This window comes from Lachnospiraceae bacterium (assembly GCA_022794035.1).
Classification (GTDB): Bacteria; Bacillota; Clostridia; order Lachnospirales; family Bianqueaceae; genus CALWPV01.
This window is the reverse complement of record JAAWDX010000009.1, coordinates 46,572-67,957: the sequence shown is the minus strand read 5'-3', so window position 1 is coordinate 67,957 and position 21,386 is coordinate 46,572. Positions and strand designations below refer to the sequence as shown.

Sequence of the window (21,386 nt, the reverse complement as noted above, 5' to 3'; positions counted from 1 at the left end):
CTCGATCATGCTATTCCGTCACTTCACCCGTATTATCTGTCTCCTCTGAGCTTTGATCACTTTCAACCGGCGGCTCTTCATAAGATCCTTCGCCTTCTCCTGGCTCAGAGCTTTCTGTCCATTCCGAGCTGTCACTATATTCCGGATCTGATGAAAGATCCTCGCTCACATCGGAATCACTCAAACTGCTGTCTTGATTGATGAAGCTAGAATCGAGATCAATATTGCTGCTGCTTGCATAGCTGCTCGTTCCTGTATTTCCGCCTGTATAACTATCGGGGTCGTAATGATCATTAACCTTTAATGAATAATCCTTATAGGGAGCCCTGATCGTCTCGCCATTCATGCATTTGCGAATCAGCTCCCGCGCTGCCTCCAGATCCTCCTCATCCGGATCGAGAACGGACAGCCGCTCACTGCCTCCGGAATAAGTGGGACGCATGTTCGCATACCCCAGCACACTATTTGACACAATATTCCACTCTGCCCCATCATTCAGCTGCATTTTTACCAGATCTCCAATTTTATTGCTTGGCATATCTGTGATAAAACAGCTGGAAAGGCTATTCATCAGACTCATATAATTAGTCAAAATAGAGGGGGAGAATATTTTTTGCGTCAAGGCCTTAATCATAGCCATTTGATTTCTTCCGCGCTGTACGTCTCCATTGCTAAATGCATAGCGCTCCCGCACAAACAGCAGCGCGTCATAACCTCCCAGATAATTATAGCCTTTATCAAAGGAAACACTTCCGTCGCTGGCCTCAAAGGCATATTCTGAATATACATTCACACCGCCAAGTGCATCAACAATATTCTGGAACCCGCTGAAATTAATCCGCACATAATAATCAATCTTAATATCATACAGATTTTCCAATGTCTCCATCGAGGTATCAATTCCATACAACCCGGCATGCGTCAGCTTATCCTTGCAGCCGTCATAAAACGGCAATTCTATATAGTAATCCCGCGGCGTTGTGGTGAGCAGAATCTGTTTTGTTGCCGGATTGACTGTTGCAATAATGTTTACATCCGTACGGCCATTATCTAACGAAACTGCGCCCCATTCATCATTTCCTGACAGATATACATTAAACGGCTCGGTATCTACTTTAATATCAGCCTTAGAATTCTCCTTTGCTTCTTTTTTATAAGTGAATGCATCAACGACTCTTGTCTCCGTGTCAAATTTTTCAAAATCTTCTCGGATCAACGAACGATAGACCTCGTTAATGATAATGGCGTCTATTTTACCGCTGTAAAGCGCTTGGATCTGAGATTTAAGGCTTTCATACTCCGTTGTTGTTACCTTTTCATTAAAGCGTTCCTGTAAGGTACTCAAAGTCAGATCTGTATTTTCACGGTCTATGGTTTTCTGAATTCCAAAACGTTTGCCACGTAAATCTTCTAAGCTTTGTGCCGCGCTATCCTGCATTACAATCACTGACACATCGCTAAGCTTCGTGACCTGACCTGCCGTCAGATTGCCCATGACGTCATACGCTTTCCAGATATAAACACTGCCTAAGCAAAGAACCAGTGTCAAAAGTATAGCATACACTCTTCCGACCTTTTGCCCGGCTCTCGCCTTTTGCGATACAAATGTAAATCCCCACAGCACAAGCAAAATAATGCCAATGACCACAATATACCGCATCGGCAGCATATCCAAAAGGTTTAATAGTACAAAAAATATAATCGATATTAAAGCCTGAAACACGATCACACAGGCTCCGATACGCGCGCTCCATTTATTTTTTTTCTGCTCTCTGCGCTTCTCTGCATCCTTCGCTTTTTTTTGCGCATATGCATGGCGATCAAAAGCTGGGGCATCCGCCTGTTCATACTTCTCATACCGCTTTGGCTGCGGCTGTCTGCTTTGCGGCTGCTTAGGACGAATCGGTCTTCCATTTTCATCATATCGAACCGGTCGCTTTTTCGGTACAATCGGCCGGCCATTCTCATCATAACGGACTGGCCGTTTTTTAGGCACGATCGGCCGGCCATTTTCGTCATACCGAACCGGCGGCCGTTTCTTTCCATTCGCTGTACCTGACCCCGTACGATGCTTTTGATTTCTTCTTTCCTGCTCCACCTTGTCACCTCATCTTACTCTCAGACTATGCTGTTTTTCTCTCTATTTATATTCAAAAATCACTGGATTATCTTTAAAACACATAACATTATACCGATCACATTATAAAAAAGCAACCGTATAATGTTGCAATTTTGTAAAATTTCCTTTACTCCCTATTTAAAACAAAAAAACAATCAGCCGAATCAAACTCCGGCTGATTGTAGCGTATGCGAATCCTTTAAATTTATTTATACAGAATAGTTTTCTAATAAATTTTATACTATTTTATGCCTGTGATATCTGACTTTCTGCAATAATCTTCTGCATTACATCATGACTGGCTTCTTCATAACGGGCAAATTCCAATGTATAAGAACCGCGCCCCTGTGTCATAGAACGAAGCTCCGTCGGATACGTAAACATTTCCGCCATAGGAACCTCTGCTTCAATAAGCTGCTTATTCCCCTGATGCTCCATGCCTAGCACGCGACCGCGCCTCTTTGTCATATCGCCCATAATATCACCCATATAGGCCTCATCCACCAAAATATGAACCGATGCAATAGGCTCCAGAATAACAGGCTTTGCCTGCGGTATTCCCTCTTTAAAGGCAGTGGAGGTTGCCATTTTAAAGGCCATCTCCGAAGAATCTACCGGATGATAAGAGCCATCAATCAGCGTCGCCTTGATGCCTACCATAGGATAGCCAGCTAAAACACCGCTCTTTACGCATTCCTGAATCCCTTTTTCCACAGCCGGGAAATAATTTTTCGGCACAGAGCCGCCAAAAATCTTTTCTTCAAATACATAAGGCATTGTCACATCGCCGGAGGGTTCGAAAACCATCAGCACATCCCCGTACTGTCCATGTCCGCCGGATTGCTTTTTATATTTTCCTCTCACCTCAGCCCTGCCTTTGATTGTTTCACGATAAGAAACCTTTGGCTTGGTAAGCTCCACCTCTACCTTAAACTTATTTTTCAGCTTATTGACAATGACATCCAAATGTTGATCTCCAGCCCCATAGATAAGCTGCTGTTTTAGCTCACTGTCGATCTCTGTACGAATTGTCGGATCTTCTTCCATGATCTTAGTTAAGCTGCTGCTTACCTTGTCCTCATCGCCTTTATTTTTAGGCTGAATGGCCATGCAAAGCAGGGATTCACTAAAATCAACGCCCGGATATTTTACATTAAAACCTTTAGAAGCCAGCGTATCGCCCGTCGCTGTTACCGTAAGCTTACTAAGCGCTCCGATATCTCCAGCGCGCAGCTCCGGCACTTCGATCTGTTCCTTTCCGCGCATCACATACAGACGGCTGATGCGGGCTTCGGCCTCTTTATTCACATTCACAATCGTCTCATCCTTACGCAGCGTTCCGGACAAAACCTTAAAATAATTGATCTTTCCCAGATACGGATCCACACTTGTTTTAAATACAATACCCGAGAAATTGCCAGCCGGCTGGCAGGGCACCTCAATTAAATTCCCATTGGGATCCAGTGCCTCATTGGTCGCATGTGCCATAACCGGATTGGGCAGATAGCTGCATATCGAGCTCATCAATACACCGATACCCGTCCCATTAGCGGCTGACCCGCATAATACGGGCACAATTTCCCCAGCTACAATACCATTTCGCAGCGCTGTCAAAATCTCCTCTTGCGTAAACTCTTCCTCATTGAAGAAACGCTCCATAAGTGCATCATCCGTTGCGGCCACTGCCTCCAGGATCATCTGGCGAACTGGCTCAACTTCTTCCTCCATGCCTTCCGGAATCGGACAATCCTCTACACGGTTACCAGAGAAACGCCGCCCTTCCATCTTAGGAACATTCACAAAGCCGGCAAATTTTCCATCCTCTTTAAAAGGTACCTGAAAAGGTGCAATAACCTTGCCGAATTTTTCTTTTAATTCTTCCAGTACCTTCACCAAATCAGCCTCTGCTTCATCCATACCATTTACAAAAATCATACGCGGCAGGCCCTTCTTTTCGGCCTTTTCCCACGCAATCTCCGTTCCTACCTGTACGCCTGCTTTTGCCGATACTACAATCACAGCGCCTCCGGCGGCCCGAATCGCCTCATCCACTTCCCCTGCAAAATCAAAATAGCCAGGCGTATCCAACACATTAATTTTATGTTTAATAAAGCTGCTGCTCCATTCAATCGGCAGTACAGACGTATTAATTGAAAAGCCTCGTTTCGTTTCTTCAGGATCAAAATCACTGATAGTATTTTTATCTGCTATTTTACCCGGTCTTGCAATCGCTTTAGAAATATATGCCATCTGTTCGGCAATCGTCGTCTTACCGACCCCTCCATGTCCCAATAATACGATATTGCGGATATTCTCCGCAGAATATACTTCCATGTGTCGTTCCTCCTTATTCGATTTGAAAAGTTACTCCTTTTCCGTTTTGTACGATTTTACCACAAATCTTTCCATTTGAAAAGAGATTTTTATGCAGAACATGGCCAAACTTTTAATTTTTCATTTAAAAGCCTGGCCATGTTTACCATAAAACATTTTTAATTTTATTATTCTTCATTCATTTTAGCTAGCTTAGCCGTTTGATCTGCTGTGATCAATCCATCAATCAGCTCATCCAGATCTCCGTCCATAATCTCGCTGATCCGATGCGTTGTCAGCTTAATCCTGTGATCTGTGACGCGTGTCTGCGGAAAATTATACGTCCGGATCTTTTCGCTCCGATCCCCCGTCCCTACCTGACTGCGGCGATCTGCCGATATCTCTGCCTGTTGCTTCGCCAGCTCCCGTTCATACAGCCTGGCACGCAGCACCTTCATCGCCTTATCCTTATTTTTCAGCTGGCTTTTTTCATCCTGACAGCTGACCACGATTCCGGTAGGATAATGAGTAATCCTAACAGCTGAATCCGTTGTATTGACGCACTGTCCTCCATTACCGGAAGAGCGAAAAACATCAATGCGGATATCATTAGGATTGATGTCCACATCCACCTCCTCCGCTTCCGGCAGCACCGCTACCGTTACCGTAGACGTATGAATCCTTCCTCCCGATTCCGTAGCCGGTACCCGCTGCACTCTATGCACTCCGCTTTCATATTTGAGCCTTGAAAAAGCGCCTGCGCCCTGTACCATAAAGACAACCTCTTTAAAGCCCCCCAATCCGTTTTCATTCAAGCTGGCCAGCTCTGTCTTCCATCCCCTGCGCTCCGCATACCGTCCGTACATCCGGTACAGCTCTGAAGCAAACAAGGCCGCTTCATCTCCACCCGCACCGCTGCGAATCTCCACAAATACATTCTTTTCATCATTAGGATCTTTGGGCAGCAGCAAGACCTTCAGCCTCGTCTCAAGCTCAGCCAATTCTTCTTTAGCCTGCGCCAACTCCTCCTTGGCCAGCTGCCTCAGCTCCTCCTCTTTTTCCTCCTCCAACAGCATTCTGGCCTCTTCTTCATTTTGCTTCACCGCTTTATACCGCTGATAGGTCTCCACCAGAGGCATCAATCCAGCATGCTCTTTCATAATTTTCTGCCAGAGTCCCTGATCTCCGATAATACTCGGCTCATTCAGCCGAATGCCCAGCTCCTCATATCGATTCACCAGCTCTTCTAATCTATCAAACATATGCCACCTCCTTCTCTACAATCACCACTCGGTCATGTCCGGCCAAATCCTTACGCACTTCGATCAGCCTAAGCCCTTGCCCTTTCACAATATCCGCTACAGCCTTTCCCTGATCATAGCCAATCTCCCAATAGGCTCTGCCGCCCTTCTTCAAAAAAAAGCCCGTTTGCTTCGCCAGTCTCCGGTAAAACGCCAGACCATCCTCTCCTCCGTGCAGCGCCATCTTAGGTTCAAATTCCCGCACCTCCCGGTCCAGCCTCTCATACTGATCGGCATCAATATACGGCGGATTTGCCGTAATCAGGTCATATTGCCGGCCAGCCGGCAGTGCCTCCCACAGATCGCCCTGCCAAAAGCTTACACGCACGCCATTTTCCTTCGCATTCCAGACGGCTATCTCCAGCGCCGCTGCAGACAAATCCGTCGCTTCCACATGAGCCTGAGGCAAATAATGCGCCAGACTTATAGCAATACATCCGCTCCCCGTGCATAGATCCAGAATGTCAGCCTCTAAAGGCGCCCATTCCAGCGCTGCCTCTACAAGTGTCTCCGTATCCGGCCGCGGGATGAGAACCTCTGGCGTCACCTTAAACGCAAGGCCCATAAACTCCCAGCTTCGCAGGATATAGGCCACCGGCTCCCCTTCTCTTCTCCTTTGCAGCAGCTGCCGATACGCTCTCTCCTGCTGCCCTGTCACCTCTGTCTCTTCCTTTAGCAAAAACTCCGCTCGTGTGGTTTGAAAAACCTCCGCAAAAAGGAGCCATGCCTCCCAAGCGGCCTCATCTCCTGTTAAAATCTGCTTCCCCTGCTGAAGCAAGCACCGCCAGATCATGATTTCATGTCCGGATATTCCGCCTCCAACACCTTTTTCACAGAAGCAATGGCAACTTCAATCTGCTCTTCATCCGGCTCCTTGGTAGTGATTCGCTGGATCAAAAGTCCTGGTGCCACCAAGATATTGATCAGCCTAGACTCTGACTTAGCCGAAAACTTTAAAACCTCATAGGATACTCCTGCAATAACAGGAATCAACAATAAATGAAGCGCAAAGCGAAGCAAGGGATCTGTCACCTGTATAAACGAAAAAAACAAAATACTGATCAGCATAATAATAAACAAAAAACTGGTGCCGCACCGCTTGTTAAAGCGGCTGTACTTTTTTACATGCTCCGGCGTGAGACTCTCTCCTGCCTCCAAGCAATTAATCGTTTTATGCTCTGCCCCATGATATTCAAATGTTCTGGCAATATCCTTGACCTTAGACACTAAAAACAAATATAGTAAAAAAAGCAGCATACGAAGAATTCCCTCTGTAAGCCCCATCCAGTACACATTATGAGTCACATACGTATATAAAAGCCTGGAGGCCCCCACAGGCAGGGCTACAAAGATGCCAAGGCACAGCACAACAGCCAAAATCATGCTGCCCGCCATCAGAATCCGATCCCCATAGGTCTGCCAGAAATGGCTCCGCTCTTTTTTCTTCTCCTCTGATTCCTCTTCCATAAAAAATTCTGCAGAATAATTCAGCGTTTTCATGCCAATGATCAAAGACTCTGCAAAGCGAATCACGCCCCTAACCACTGGCACTGACAAAATGGCATGCTTCTCTGTGACAGATTGGTTATCAAAGAGCTCCGTCTGAATCTCGCCATTTGGCTTTCGTACAGAAACAGAATAATGCAGACGGCCATTCATCATGACGCCTTCCATCACCGCCTGGCCGCCTATAGAAGGCCTTGCTTCCTTTTTCTCACCTGATTTTTTCATGTGTCACTCCATTTTTAACTTTTATTTAAGTAAATAACCGGCCGAAGCATTGCTCCGACCGGTTATATTTCCCTTCATATAAAACCATTCCGCTCTGCGGAAACAGTCAGCATCCGATCCCTGCCGGAGCTTAATTGTTATTCATATTGTACTTGCGGTTAAACTTCTCTACACGACCGCGAGCAGCAATAGCCTTCTGCGTACCGGTATAGAAAGGATGGCACTTAGAACAAATTTCTACTGTGATCTCTTCTACCGTAGAGCCGACTGTGAACTCATTACCGCAATGGCACTTTACTTTAGCCTGAAAATATTCAGGATGAATTCCTTGCTTCATCCGGGATTCACCTCTTTCATGGATTATTCGTACAGTTTGATTACCGACCAAAATGCACAGGATTTATTATAGCATAGGCATTTTCACATTGCAAGCAGTTTTTTTGAATTTCTCTAGCCTTTCCCCTCTTTTTTTGCTATAATAGCATATATCAAAATGTACTCCGCGCAGCAATCAGTCCCCATGAGCGCGAAAGGAGATTTATATGAAGAAACTCACTTGGAAACCTGGTAATATGCTCTATCCGCTTCCTGCCGTCATGGTATCCTGCGGCTCCTATGAAAATCCAGGCGACGAAGATCAGTGCAACATCATTACTGTGGCCTGGACCGGCACAGTCTGCTCTGATCCTGCTATGACCTATGTTTCCATTCGTCCCAATCGGTATTCTCATCATATCATTAAGGAAACCGGCGAATTTGTCATCAATCTTACTACACAGGCGCTATGCCGCATCACAGATTCCTGCGGCGTTCTATCCGGTGCTGACGTCCATAAATTCAATCGCTTTGGACTCACTGCTCAGAAAGCCGAAACCGTCTGCGCTCCTCTCATTGCCGAAAGCCCTGTTAACTTAGAATGCAAAGTAAGCCGCATACTTCCTCTTGGCTCCCACGATATGTTTTTAGCTGAAATCACCGCTGTACGCGTTGCGCAGGACCTGATGGATGCCAACGGAAAATTTCACCTAGAAAAAGCGGATTTAATCGCCTATTCCCACGGTACTTATATGACACTGGGCAGGGATCTTGGAAAATTCGGCTTTTCTGTACGCAAAGAAAGGAGATCCTCAACATGACCTTTGGCGAACGACTTCGTACCCTGAGGCAGGAAGCAGGCCTCTCCCAGGAGCAGCTTGGGCGCATGATCCATGTTTCGGCCCGTGTTGTCGGCTATTATGAAACAGATGACCGTTTTCCTAAAAATCAGCAAATTTTGGTAGCCATCGCTAAAGCCTTTCAGGTTTCTTTAGATTATCTTCTCGATAATCCTGTGAGACAGGAAAGCTCCTGCCCCAGCCGCTTCTGCTATATGAAATCCATGGACAGCGAACATAGAGCCCTCGTCAATCAATACATTCTTTTTTTACGCTGGAAACAACGCAAAGACGAAGAAGATATCCCCACAGATTCAGAAGAAGCGCCTGCAGAGAATCACTTTCTGCTTTAACCCTGATCCCCCATTTAAAAGCAATCCCTGAATAAATCCAAAGATTGAATTTATTCAGGGATTTTCATTTATATGCTAAAACAGTGCATACCCTATGCAAATCATCAGAATACTCTGAAACAGCAATAAAACAGGAAGGCCAATTGCAAACTTTCGGTGAAGCGTTTTATGATGAAAATGCCTCATGCCTAATATGCTGCCGGCACTGCCGCCCAGCATAGCCGTAAAAAAGAGCATTCTCTCAGAGATACGCCATTTTCCCTTTCGGGCCCGCCGTTTATCAGCCCCAAACTGCAAAAATGCAATTAAGTTAATGCCCAGCCAATAAAGCACCAGCCCTCCTATTTTGAAACCTTCGCTCAAGCCTTGCCAACAGACCCGAACAGCTGCATCTTCTCCGTTACCTTTTCTTTGATCGCAGCTGCACCAGGCGCCAGCAGCTTACGCGGATCAAAGCCTTTGCCCTGCTGATCCTTACCAGCCTCAATATATTCGCGGGTCGCAGCGGCAAATACCAGCTGACACTCTGTGTTGACATTGATTTTAGATACGCCCAGATCAATCGCCTTTTTAATCATATCATCCGGAATACCGGTACCGCCATGCAGCACCAACGGCATCGTACCCGTCTTCTCCTGAATTTTAGCCAGCACATCAAAATTAAGTCCCTGCCAGTTTTCAGGATATACACCGTGAATATTGCCGATACCAGCCGCCAGCATATCAACGCCCAAATCAGCGATCTGTTTGCATTCCTCAGGATCCGCCACTTCGCCGCCGCCTACAACGCCGTCTTCTTCGCCGCCGATCGCGCCAACCTCAGCCTCTACAGAAATGCCAAGACCATGTGCCAGCTCAATGATCTCTTTCGTCTTTTGAATATTCTCCTCAATTCCGTAGTGAGAGCCGTCAAACATAACGGAAGAAAAACCAGCTTCAATACATTTCTTAGCACCTTCATAGCTGCCATGATCCAGATGAAGAGCCACCGGAACCGTAATTCCCATTTCCTCCACCATAGCGGCCACCATAGCAGCCACCGTCTTAAAACCAGTCATATATTTGCCAGCGCCTTCAGACACGCCTAAAATAACAGGGGACTGATTCTCCTGTGCTGCCTGCAGCACCATCTTGGTCCACTCTAGGTTGTTAATGTTAAACTGGCCTACGGCATAATGACCTGCTTTAGCCTTTTTGAGCATTTCTGCTGCGGATACTAACATGATAAATTCCTCCTAAATAGTTAATAGAACCCAAAAGAAACCTTAAATTTCCATTCTATTATAAGTCAAACCTTGTCAGATTGCAAGAATTTCTTCCAAAGAGGGCTGTGCATCAATTCCGCCTCTTTTGGTGGTAGTAAGCGCGCCTGCTCCATTCGCAAAGCGAACCATCTGCTCCGCCTCCTCCAGCCGCAGCTGCTCCGGCGTTTGCCCACTCCTGATTAGCAAGGACAAAAAAGCCCCCATAAATGCATCGCCGGCACCCGTGGTATCAATGGCCTTTACTTCATAAGAAGGCATCGCAATCTGTCCGCCGGCATGGCCGACAATCGTTCCCTTTTCTCCCAAGGTAACCAAAACCAGATGAATCGTAGGAAATTCGTCCAACAGACGCACCATTCCCTGCTCAGGCTCTTGGCAGCCTGTAATAAACTCCAGCTCTTCTTCTGATACCTTCACCACATCCGCATAGGGAAGCGCCCTTACGATCTGCTCCTTCGCCGCTTCCTCCGAATCCCACAAATTTCTGCGCAGATTAGGATCAAAGGCAATTCTGACTCCCTTTGATTTAGCATACTCCATCATTTGAAAGCAGCTTTCTCTAGAGCTTCCCTCTGCCATCATCACAGAGCTCATAAATAAATAACTAGCATCTTGAATCAGCTCCAGCGCCTCTTTGCTGACCTCGAGCATTGTATCGGCGCCTCCATGCCGATAAAAGCTAAAGCTCCGTTCTCCATTTTCAGCCCAATGAACAAATGCCAGCGTTGTTGGATATTTCTCTGAAAACGAAAGTGCAGACACATCTACCCCTTCGCTTGCAAGCTTCGCCGCCAATTTCTTTCCAAAGGCATCCGCCCCCACCTGTCCGACAAAGGCTGTCTTCATCCCCAGTTTTGCCGCCATACACACCATATTGGCAGGGCCTCCGCCCGGATTGTACTGAAACCCATCCTGCTCCAGCGGTGTAAAATCAACTAACAGCTCCCCAACCGATACTAAATCTAATTTGCTCATCGTTTTCCCTTTCTCTTCGCATAACGCGGTGTATGTTTAACTTTTCTTTCCTCTCGAATCCCTTTTTCTTTTCTTTCTGCTTTCCTGCCGTCAGGCGGCACTAAGCACTTGGGACCTAGACCAATAAGGTCCTCTCGGTGCGCTATCCGCAGCGCCTTTCTTACGAGCTCGTGGTTCTGCGGATTTCGGTATTGCAGTAGCGCCCGCTGCATAGCCTTCTCTTCATAGGTTTTAGGTACATATACCTTTTTCATTGTCATAGGATCATAACCAGTATAATACATAGTTGTCGCTCTAGTTCCCGGCGTTGGGTAAAAATCCTGCACCTGCTCTGGATGGATGTGATGATCCCGCATGTATTCAGCCAAAAGGACCGCTTCTTTTAAAGTACTTCCAGGATGACTGGACATAAAATATGAAACCATGTACTGATCCTTGCCCAGTTTTTCATTTACTTGTTTAAACCGGTCTTCAAACGCAGAAAACACCTGACATTCCGGCTTTCCCATCAAATTCAGCACTGCCGGTGCAATATGCTCCGGTGCTACCCGCAGCTGGCCGCTGACATGATTTCGACATAGCTCCCAAATAAATCGATCAGAGGGATCCAATAGCGCATAATCAAAGCGCACGCCTGAACGCACAAATACCTTTTTAACGCCCGGCAGCTTACGCACGGCCTCCAGTGCCTGTAAATATTCTCTGTGATCCACCTTTAAATTAGGGCACGGCTTTGGCGATAAGCACCGTTTTCCTCGGCAGCTTCCCTGCGTCAGCTGCTTATCGCATGCCGGCCGCATAAAATTAGCCGTTGGTCCGCCAATATCATGAATATAGCCTTTAAAATCCGGCAGCTTTATCAGCTCTTTGGCCTCCTCCACGATGGATTCTACAGAACGTGACTGTACAATCTTGCCCTGATGAAAAGCCAATGCACAAAAGGCGCATTCTCCAAAGCAGCCGCGGTTGGCCGTGATAGAGAATTTGACCTCTGCAGCTGCTGCAATACCGCCAACCTCATCATAATCCGGGTGCCATGTCCGCATAAATTTCAGTTTTGCAAGCTCGTCCAGCTCCTGCCGGTTTAGCGGCATCGCCGGCTTTTCTACTATGACATATTTATCTCCGTGACGCTGTCCCAGACTTTTCCCCCGAATCGGATCCTGCTCTAAATATTGCATTGCAAAGCACTCTGCATAGATTTTTTTATCTGATGCTACTTCTTCATAAGAAGCGATCTCCGTTACATGCTCCGGAAGCTCATCCGTCATATAACAGGTTCCCGGCACGCCTCGTATCTCAGAAAGCCTCTCTCCTGCCCGCATCCGTGCGCATACTTCCTTTGTCGCCCGCTCTGCCATACCGTATATCAGCATATCCGCACCTGCATCCACCAGCATAGAACGACGCACCTTATCTTCCCAATAATCATAATGCGCAAACCGCCTTAGGCTAGCCTCCACGCCCGCAATAATAATGGGCACATGTGGAAAAGCTTCTCGCACACGATTGCAGTATACAATTGTCGCTCTATCGGGTCTATGTCCTGGCTCCTTGTTTGGCGCATAATAGTCCTGACGGCGGCGCTTTTTAGACACCGTATAATTGCTGACCATACTGTCCATGTTGCCTGCGGCAATCATAAATCCTAGCACAGGACGCCCTAAGCGCATAAAATCTGCTGTGGTATGATACTCAGGCTGTGCGATAATTCCGCAGCTATAGCCTAGCTTTTGCAAATACCGACCAATCAGCGCCGTGCCAAAGCTCGGATGATCCACGTAAGAATCTCCCGTTATTAAAATATAATCCAGCGGACCATCCAGATCCTCCGGCTGCGTGGGAATAAAATCACTTCTCATCCGCTACACTCCTTTATAAAATGCGTCTTTATGATTATAGTCGCCTTTTTTCATAATGTCAATTGACATCCCCTATGCCATTGCAGTAAGATAAAATAAAAACTTTAGGAGATTATGTATGCAGGATTTTAAAACCTTTCTTAAAGAGGCGGCCTCTGTACACCCCACTGAAAATCAGCTGCGCTGGTTCGATACTGAATTTTACGCTTTTGTGCACTTCAGTCCTAACACCTACACTGGCTTAGAATGGGGCACCGGCCAGGAAGACCCTGCTCTTTTTAACCCAACCGAGCTCGATTGTGATCAATGGGTACGTGCCATCCAAAGCGCTGGCATGAAGGGACTCATTTTAACGGCTAAGCATCATGATGGCTTTTGCCTCTGGCCTTCTGCCTATACTGAGCACAGTGTAAAAAACAGTCCTTGCCAAAAAGACGTCGTAAGGGAAGCCTCCGATGCTTGCCGGCGTGCCGGCTTAAAATTTGGGTTTTATCTTTCTCCTTGGGACCGGAACTCAAAGCTTTACGGCAGCCCCGCTTATAACGATTATTATTGCAACCAGCTTACTGAGCTGCTCACACAATACGGCGATATTTTCTGCGTGTGGTTTGATAATGCCTGCGGCGAAGGCCCTAATGGAAAAAAGCAGGAATACGATTTTGATCGCTATATCGCTCTTATCCGTCAGTATCAGCCTCAGGCCGTCATTTTCAATGACTATGGCCCCGATGTGCGCTGGTGCGGCAATGAAGCCGGCAACGCACGCTATGCGGAGTGGGCGGTGGTGCCTTCTGAGCTTTGTCACCGCAGCCCCATCCAAAGCGGCCCCGGTCCTTTAAGCGGAAGCTTACGCCATATGTATAATCCGGATCCTGATATTGGCTCCTTATCGAATATTTTGTATTCCAAAGGACTTGTATTTTGTCCGGCAGAGGTTGATATGTCGATCCGTCCCGGCTGGTTTTATCATCCGGAGGAGCAGCCCCATTCTTTGGACCGCCTTTTTCAGACCTATCTTCACACTGTGGGCGGCAATACCTGCTTTAATTTAAACATTCCGCCCATGCCTTCAGGGCTTTTTGCAGAAGAGGATGTTGTGCGCCTGCAGGAGCTCGGCTCTCAAATTCAAACTGCCTTTTCTCATGACTTAGCTCCTCTGGCAATTTCCAGCTATGAAAGACTGAGTGACACGCAGGCAATGTGGCATCTGGAATTCCCACACGAGTATGAATTTCATTATATAACGCTGATGGAAGACATCGCTCAAGGGCAGCGCACCGAGAGCTTTCAGCTTCGTATTTTGACTGATCAGGGAATCGATACTGTCATCTATCGCGGTACAACAATTGGTCACAAAAAAATTTGCTGTTTATCTAAGCCGGTAAAGGCGAAAAATTTAACGCTCCTGATTACCGGCGCGCGCGATCAGGTACAGCTTCGCTGTATACAAGTTTTTTAATCTATATATGAAAATCCGACAGCCAATCACTTCACTAGCTGCCGGATTTTTTTATTTCTGCTCTTTTAATTGCTTTATTTTTTCTTGCTTTACAATGCGGGACTGCGTGATGATCACTGCCGTACTGCTCACAATCAGCCCGCAATAATAATTAATGCCCCGTGTCAAAATCAGTGCGGGAATCAAACTGGCTCCGTAAATCGCTCGGTACAGCATTGTAAATATACCCTCCGTAGCCCCGATTCCTCCAGGAAGGGGCAAGGAATCAATCGCCATAGCAATCAGCGTCTGCAATGCCATCATATCATATAAATTATATTTTTGTCCTCCCATCGCCTTATAAATCCAATAGGAGATCGAAAACATAGCAATGCGCTGAACAAAAGTGATCACTAAAACCCTAGCTACTAAAAACCAGTGTGAACGAATGTACTCTGCTCCCGTTTCATATTCTTTTAACGATTTTGTAAGCCGCTGAATGGTCTCCTCTGGTTTTTTAACCATGTGAAGCTTTACTCCCAAATGAATGATTCCCATCGCAATTTTGTGAATCACTTTCTGAGAAAACATCGCCAGCAGGCAGACAATGATCACAATCACATTGATAATAAACCCTACGACAAATAAAAGCTTCACCGTCCAGTTTCCTTCTGCAAAAAATGACCATTTTGCCATAAGAGCCCAGATGCCTAATAGCAAGAGAATCAATTTATACACAACGGTATGCAGCAGCATCGCTAGCCCAGAAACCGACACCGGTATATGATCTTTACTCATATAATACAGGCATACAGGCTGACCGCCTGTGGCTGAGGGCGTAATGGCGCTAAAATAAAAATCTGTACAAGCATACACAAAGCCTCTCCGCCGTTTAACCGGATAGCCTAAGGATTTTGTGATAGAGCGAATCGCCTCTCCTTCTGCAGCCAGATATAGCAGCAGCATCATAAAGGCCAGCAGCATATATCCCGTATCCGCCTGTTCAACCGCCTTGATCAATCCCTTTATGCCAATATCTTTTAACAGAAACGCAAAGGTGCCTATGATCAAAACGATTAAGAATGCAAGACTGAGCGCATGTTTCTTTCCGCTCATTTTCCCTGCCTGACTCATACTCATCTCCATTCCGAAGCGTTACATTAGCTTCCTGCTTCCTTTCTCCCGATCAACTCTTCTATGCGTTCTGCGGCTTATAGGAGCTTTTAAGTGCCACAATTCGATTGACAACCAGATGTCCCGGCTTAGAATCTGAAGGATCTGTAATGAAATAGCCGTTACGGACAAACTGAAATCTCTGTCCCAGCTCTTCCTCTAAAATAGAGGGCTCAATCACAGCCTGTTCCATAATCTGAATAGAATCTGGATTAGGCACATAATCCTCCTGCTCTTCATCATACTGGAAAAGATGCTCATAAAGCCGCACTGTTGCCGGCACCCCTTTTTCTGCACTCACCCAATGAATGGTTCCCTTTACCTTCCGTCCATCCGGCGCGTTGCCGCCCTTGGTCTGCGGATCATACACACAATGAATCTCCGTAACATTTCCGTCAGCATCCTTAATCACTTCTTCACAGGTGACGAAATAGGCTCCCATCAAGCGTACTTCACGTCCGGGAGACATCCGGAAAAACTTTTTCTCCGGTTCCTCCATAAAATCACTGCGTTCAATATAAAGCTCACGGCTAAAAGGAACCTCGCGCGTTCCAAGCTCTGGGTTTTCCGGATTATTATCCACCGTAAAATATTCAATCTGCCCCTCCGGATAATTGGTCACCACTACCTTGATGGGGTCCAGCACCGCCATAATCCGCTTGTTATCCAGCTTCAGATCGTCACGAATACAGTATTCCAAATACTGATAATCAATTGTCGATCCGCGGGATTTAGAAACTCCCGTACTTGTAATAAAGTTCTTAATAGAGCTGGGCGTAAAGCCTCTCTTACGCAGGCCTGCCAGCGTAGGCATCCGCGGATCATCCCATCCTTCTACAATCCCGCCTTCCACAAGCGCCCGCAGCTTTCGCTTACTGGTTACTACATTTGTAATTTCCATGCGCGAAAATTCAATCTGACGCGGAGGATGATCAAATCCTCCCACCTGTTCAATAAACCAGTTGTAAAGCGGACGATGATCTTCAAACTCAAAGCTGCACAGAGAATAAGTAATCCCCTCCAGTGCATCAGAAAGCGGATGTGCAAAATCATACATCGGATAAATACACCACTTATTTCCCGTCCGATGATGATGTGCATACGTAATTCGGTACATCGCCGGATCTCTCATGTTGATATTCGGCGATGCCATATCGATTTTAGCCCGCAGAACCTTCTCGCCTTCTTTAAATTCTCCATTTTTCATACGCGTAAAGAGATCCAGATTTTCCTCCACGCTGCGGTCGCGATAGGGGCTGTTCTTGCCTGGCTCTGTCAGAGTTCCGCGATATTCACGCATCTCCTCCTGCGAAAGATCATCCACATATGCCACACCCTTTTTAATCAGCCTCACTGCAAACTCATACAGCTGATCATAGTATTCGGAAGCATAAAACATTTTATCCCACTGAAATCCCATCCAGCGGATATCATCCATAATGCCTTCCACATACTCGGTTTCTTCTTTAGAAGGATTGGTATCATCAAAGCGCAGATTGCACTTCCCCCCATATTTCTCCGCCGTGCCAAAATCCACACAGATTGCTTTAATATGTCCAATATGCATATATCCGTTTGGCTCGGGCGGAAACCGCGTATAGACCTCTGTGTTAATCCCCTTTTCCAAATCGCTGTTGATTTCACGTTCAATGAAATTTTCTGCTTCCGGTAATTCTCTTCTTATTTCTTCGCTCATCGTAATCTCCATTTCAATTATTTATTAAACTCCAATAATTTCAAATCGTCATTATGCTGATAGGCCCAGTCAATATTCCATTCATTTGCGAACAAAAGCAAATAATTTCCTTTTAAATCCTGCACGATCTTAGTGTCTGATGTCAGCGTTAAGGTCTGCGGATCCAGCTCCTTATTTTCAATCCAGCGAATATGCTCATAAGGCAGCATCTCCATTCGGATCTCGATATTATATTCATGATTGAGCCGATATTTCAAAACATCAAACTGCAGTGTTCCCACTACCCCGACAATGACCTCCTCCATGCCCTTGCCCGGCTCCTGGAAGATCTGGATAGCACCTTCCTGTGCAATTTGCGTTGTCCCTTTAATAAATTGCTTGCGCTTTAATGTGTCCACCTGCCGCAAGCGGCAAAAATGCTCAGGGGCAAAGGTGGGAATTCCCTGATATTCCACAATCTGTCTAGCATCACAGAGTGTATCTCCGATGGCAAAGATTCCCGGATCGAACACGCTGATAATATCCCCTGCCCAAGCTTTATCCACAATAGAACGATCCTGCGCCATCAGCTGCGTGGGCTGAGATATTTTGATCTTCTTTCCTTCTTGTACATGAAAGACTTCCATTCCCTTTTCAAAGGTGCCAGAACAAATTCTCATAAAAGCAACGCGGTCACGATGGGCTTTATTCATATTGGCCTGGATTTTAAACACAAAACCTGAAAAATGAGAATCAAATGGATCTACAACGCCATCCTTACTGGTTCGCGGCAGGGGCGAAGTTGTCATCTGCAAAAAATCCCTCAAAAAGGGCTCTACACCAAAATTGGTTAGCGCAGAACCGAAAAATACCGGTGATAATTCACCGCGGTTCACCATGTCCATATCCAGCTCATGACCAGCCCCATCCAGTAATTCCAGCTCTTCTAGCAGCTTTTCCAATGCGGCTTCTCCAATATGCGCCTTCAGGTCCGGATCGTCCAGACTCAGCTGAATCGCCTGCACTTCCTTATTGCCGTTTCCAGCTCCTTCCGCATTCATAAACTGAATGAGCTCGCCTCTTTGCCTATCATAAACCCCTTGGAATCCTTTTCCTGATCCAATAGGCCAGTTCACAGGGCAGGTTTCAATTCCTAGCTCTCCTTCGATGTCTGCCATCAAATCGAAGCTGTCCTTTGCCTCCCGGTCCATCTTATTGATAAAGGTAAAAATCGGGATGCCGCGCATACGACAAACCTTAAAAAGCTTCCTCGTCTGCGCCTCAACGCCTTTGGAGCCGTCAATCACCATCACGGCCGAATCTGCCGCCATCAGCGTCCGATACGTATCCTCTGAGAAATCCTGATGACCCGGCGTATCCAAAATATTGATACAATAGCCCTCATATCTAAACTGCATAACAGAGGAAGTCACCGAAATACCACGCTGCTTTTCAATCTCCATCCAGTCGGACACCGCATGGCGCATATTCTTTTTACCCTTTACCATTCCGGCTTCTGCGATAGCGCCTCCATACAGCAGCAGCTTTTCTGTCAGTGTCGTCTTGCCGGCATCCGGATGGGAGATGATTGCAAACGTCCTTCTTTTTTCAATCTCTTCCCTGTCTTTTTTAGAAACCAACTCTGCCATGAACTTAGTTTTCCTCCACTATCAAACATTAAAACGGAACAATACGACATCTCCGTCTTTTACTTCATATTCCTTTCCTTCTGAACGCACCAATCCTTTTTCCTTTGCCGCTGTATAGGATCCACAGGCAATCAGATCCTCATAAGCCACAACTTCGGCGCGAATAAACCCGCGCTCAAAATCTGAATGAATCTTTCCAGCCGCCTGCGGCGCAAGCGTCCCCCGCTCAATTGTCCATGCACGGCTTTCTGTCGGCCCTGCTGTCAGATAGCTAATCAACCCCAAGAGCCGGTAGCTGGCAACGATCAACCGATCCAGCCCTGACCTGCTGATTCCCAGTTCTTCTAAAAAGAGCTGTTTTTCCTCCTCATCAAGAGAGGAGATCTCTTCCTCGATCTTGGCACATACTACAAATACCTCTTCGCCCTGCTCCCGTGCATGAATGCGTACCTTTTCTACATTGGCATTAGAAGCGCCGTCATCCGCCAGATCATCCTCCAGGACATTCGCTGCATAAATCACCGGTTTAGCACTAAGCAGCTGGAAGCTGTCTAAAAGTGCTTTTTCTTCTTCCTCCAGCTCTATGTTTTTAGCGCGGACTCCCTGCTCCAGCGCTTCCTTCACCTTTTCAATTAGGTTCAGCTCTTGCAGCAAGCTTTTATCTCCCTTTGCCTGTTTCGCCACTTTAGCCTTACGCCGCTCCAGCATTTCAAGATCAGAGAAAATGAGCTCTAAATTGATTGTTTCAATATCCCGCAGCGGATCTACGGAGCCATCGACATGAATAATATCGTCATCCTCAAAACAGCGCACGACATGCACAATTGCGTCGACTTCACGAATATGTGATAAAAACTGGTTTCCAAGTCCTTCTCCCTTACTGGCTCCGCGCACCAGTCCGGCAATGTCGACAAATTCAATAATCGCCGGTGTTGTTTTCTCTGACTGGTACATCTTCGTGAGTACATTCAATCTTTCATCCGGCACAGCCGCCATGCCAACATTGGGGTCAATCGTACAAAACGGATAATTAGCGGCAGCCGCCGCTCCTGCTTTTGTCAAACAATTAAATAAGGTACTTTTTCCAACATTGGGAAGTCCTACGATTCCTAGTTTCATATATGTTTTATCCCTTTCCTAGAGTACGCCGCACAGCCATGCCTGCGATCATCCTTCAAATGAATGTTTACAAAAAATCTATTGGCATATTTCATTATTTGATGTATACTTGTAACATTGTATCATAAAAAATGGAAATTTCAAGTTCTTCCTGTCGGAGCAGGCTTTAAGTTTGCTTACTTTCAGATTAAAGTTTTTTTAAGTTCTTGTTATTTCTTGAATGGAGGATTATTATGCCCGATATTTGGTTTCCTTATTTAGGAATCGAAATTTCTCATTTAAGCAAGACCGCTTTCTCATTGTTTGGCCTTGATATTGCTTGGTACGGCATTATCATTATGCTTGGCGTTATTGCCGGACTTCTTTTGGCCAGGCGGTTAGCTAAAAAATCCGATCAGAATCCCGATTTATATTTAGATTTTCTGATTTATGCCCTGATCTTCGCTTTAATTGGCGCCAGACTTTATTATGTCATTTTCTCTTGGGATCAATACCAAAACGATCTCTGGAGTATTTTCAATCTTAGAAATGGCGGACTTGCTATATATGGCGGTTTTATCGGTGCCGTTCTCACTGCCGCCATCTTCTGCAAAATTAAAAAATATTCTCTTTTACAGCTTTGCGATACTGCCATGCCGGGCTTAATTTTAGGACAGGCAATCGGCCGCTGGGGGAACTTCTTTAACCAAGAGGCATTCGGCGGCTATACCGATACCTTTTTTGCCATGCGGCTTAATGTTGAGACAGCCGCCTACACAACAACTGAGCTTACCCAAAAGGCGATTAAGGCTGGCGGCGTTCGCTACATTCAGGTACATCCCACCTTTTTATATGAATCTCTTTGGTGTCTGCTGATTTTAGCCATCATGCTTCTGGTTTGGAAGCATCGTAAATTCAAAGGGCAGGTTGCCTTTACTTATTTAATCGGCTATGGACTTGGCCGCGCCTTCATCGAAACCCTGCGCACGGATCAGCTTTTGCTTTGGAATACCTCTGTACCGGTCTCGGTAGTCGTCTCTATCTGCCTCGTTTTCTTAGGTGTTTTGCTGATGATCATCTATTCCTTCCGATATCGAATTGAAAAACAAAAGCAGCAGCTATCAGAGGAAAAATTTGCTCCCGAGGTTGAGACAGAAGCTTCTCTTTTAGATGAACTCTCGTCTGTTTCTTCTTCCAATCCGGATTCAAAGGACGATCCCAAAGAGGAAGATGATGATTTATGGGACTAAGCAAAAAGCTCAGAAACAAGACTTCTTGTT

At 46.1% G+C, this 21,386-nt stretch carries 18 protein-coding genes; 4 read left to right on the top strand and 14 right to left on the bottom strand.

The genetic code is table 11. From position 1 onward, the window contains the following. Positions 1-10: 10 nt before the first annotated feature. The 6 genes from HFE64_08085 to rpmE form a co-directional block, all read right to left on the bottom strand. Positions 11-2,098 (bottom strand): hypothetical protein, encoded by a 2,088-nt coding sequence (locus tag HFE64_08085; GenBank protein ID MCI8633419.1) that lies wholly within the window; start codon positions 2,096-2,098, stop codon positions 11-13. Positions 2,099-2,365: 267 nt separating this feature from the next. Next, positions 2,366-4,453, bottom strand: coding sequence for an elongation factor G (gene fusA / locus HFE64_08080; protein ID MCI8633418.1), 2,088 nt, complete (start codon positions 4,451-4,453; stop codon positions 2,366-2,368). Between the two features lie 167 nt (positions 4,454-4,620). Beyond that, positions 4,621-5,694 (bottom strand): peptide chain release factor 1, encoded by a 1,074-nt coding sequence (gene prfA / locus HFE64_08075; protein ID MCI8633417.1) that lies wholly within the window; start codon positions 5,692-5,694, stop codon positions 4,621-4,623. Further along, entirely contained in the window at positions 5,687-6,526 is an 840-nt protein-coding gene (gene prmC, locus HFE64_08070; protein MCI8633416.1) for a peptide chain release factor N(5)-glutamine methyltransferase, read from the bottom strand. Before prmC ends, prfA begins: the two co-directional genes overlap by 8 nt. Further along, positions 6,523-7,464, bottom strand: a complete 942-nt coding sequence (locus HFE64_08065; protein ID MCI8633415.1) for a DUF1385 domain-containing protein — start codon at positions 7,462-7,464, stop codon at positions 6,523-6,525. The genes prmC and HFE64_08065 overlap by 4 nt, the downstream gene beginning before the upstream one ends. Before the next feature lie 130 nt (positions 7,465-7,594). Continuing rightward, positions 7,595-7,801: a 50S ribosomal protein L31 gene (rpmE, locus tag HFE64_08060; GenBank protein ID MCI8633414.1), complete on the bottom strand. Its 207-nt coding sequence runs from the start codon at positions 7,799-7,801 to the stop codon at positions 7,595-7,597. 205 nt (positions 7,802-8,006) lie between these two features. Between rpmE and HFE64_08055 the strand changes: the two genes are divergently transcribed. Both HFE64_08055 and HFE64_08050 read left to right on the top strand, forming a co-directional pair. Then, complete coding sequence (locus HFE64_08055) at positions 8,007-8,600, top strand: flavin reductase family protein (GenBank protein MCI8633413.1); 594 nt, start codon at positions 8,007-8,009, stop codon at positions 8,598-8,600. Further along, complete coding sequence (locus HFE64_08050) at positions 8,597-8,971, top strand: helix-turn-helix transcriptional regulator (GenBank protein MCI8633412.1); 375 nt, start codon at positions 8,597-8,599, stop codon at positions 8,969-8,971. Before HFE64_08055 ends, HFE64_08050 begins: the two co-directional genes overlap by 4 nt. Positions 8,972-9,046: 75 nt before the next feature. Here HFE64_08050 and HFE64_08045 read toward each other — a convergent pair whose 3' ends face one another. The 4 genes from HFE64_08045 to HFE64_08030 all read right to left on the bottom strand — a co-directional run bounded on the left by HFE64_08045 (position 9,047) and on the right by HFE64_08030 (position 13,073). Further along, the gene (locus HFE64_08045) at positions 9,047-9,307 is read right to left on the bottom strand and encodes a DUF1294 domain-containing protein (GenBank protein ID MCI8633411.1); all 261 of its coding nucleotides are present in this window, start codon (positions 9,305-9,307) and stop codon (positions 9,047-9,049) included. A gap of 23 nt (positions 9,308-9,330) precedes the next feature. Further along, positions 9,331-10,194, bottom strand: coding sequence for a class II fructose-1,6-bisphosphate aldolase (gene fba / locus HFE64_08040; GenBank protein ID MCI8633410.1), 864 nt, complete (start codon positions 10,192-10,194; stop codon positions 9,331-9,333). A gap of 75 nt (positions 10,195-10,269) precedes the next feature. Then, a complete protein-coding gene (locus HFE64_08035) occupies positions 10,270-11,211 on the bottom strand; it encodes a carbohydrate kinase (protein ID MCI8633409.1) in 942 nt (313 codons plus the stop codon). Further along, positions 11,208-13,073, bottom strand: coding sequence for a YgiQ family radical SAM protein (locus HFE64_08030; protein MCI8633408.1), 1,866 nt, complete (start codon positions 13,071-13,073; stop codon positions 11,208-11,210). The genes HFE64_08035 and HFE64_08030 overlap by 4 nt, the downstream gene beginning before the upstream one ends. A 118-nt stretch (positions 13,074-13,191) precedes the next feature. On the opposite strand from HFE64_08030, the gene HFE64_08025 reads away from it, so the two are divergent. Further along, positions 13,192-14,532, top strand: coding sequence for an alpha-L-fucosidase (locus tag HFE64_08025; protein MCI8633407.1), 1,341 nt, complete (start codon positions 13,192-13,194; stop codon positions 14,530-14,532). A 51-nt stretch (positions 14,533-14,583) separates the two neighbouring features. Here the strand turns inward: HFE64_08025 and HFE64_08020 are convergent, their stop codons facing one another. The 4 genes from HFE64_08020 to ychF form a co-directional block, all read right to left on the bottom strand. Next, a complete protein-coding gene (locus HFE64_08020) occupies positions 14,584-15,645 on the bottom strand; it encodes a flippase-like domain-containing protein (GenBank protein ID MCI8633406.1) in 1,062 nt (353 codons plus the stop codon). Positions 15,646-15,706: 61 nt separating this feature from the next. Next, the gene (locus HFE64_08015; protein MCI8633405.1) at positions 15,707-17,380 is read right to left on the bottom strand and encodes a glutamine--tRNA ligase/YqeY domain fusion protein; all 1,674 of its coding nucleotides are present in this window, start codon (positions 17,378-17,380) and stop codon (positions 15,707-15,709) included. 17 nt (positions 17,381-17,397) lie between these two features. Next, on the bottom strand, positions 17,398-19,008 hold the full coding sequence (locus HFE64_08010; GenBank protein MCI8633404.1) for a peptide chain release factor 3: 1,611 nt from the start codon (positions 19,006-19,008) through the stop codon (positions 17,398-17,400). A gap of 21 nt (positions 19,009-19,029) precedes the next feature. Next, the gene (gene ychF, locus HFE64_08005) at positions 19,030-20,127 is read right to left on the bottom strand and encodes a redox-regulated ATPase YchF (GenBank protein MCI8633403.1); all 1,098 of its coding nucleotides are present in this window, start codon (positions 20,125-20,127) and stop codon (positions 19,030-19,032) included. A gap of 233 nt (positions 20,128-20,360) precedes the next feature. Between ychF and HFE64_08000 the strand changes: the two genes are divergently transcribed. Beyond that, entirely contained in the window at positions 20,361-21,356 is a 996-nt protein-coding gene (locus HFE64_08000) for a prolipoprotein diacylglyceryl transferase (GenBank protein ID MCI8633402.1), read from the top strand. Positions 21,357-21,386: the final 30 nt, after the last annotated feature.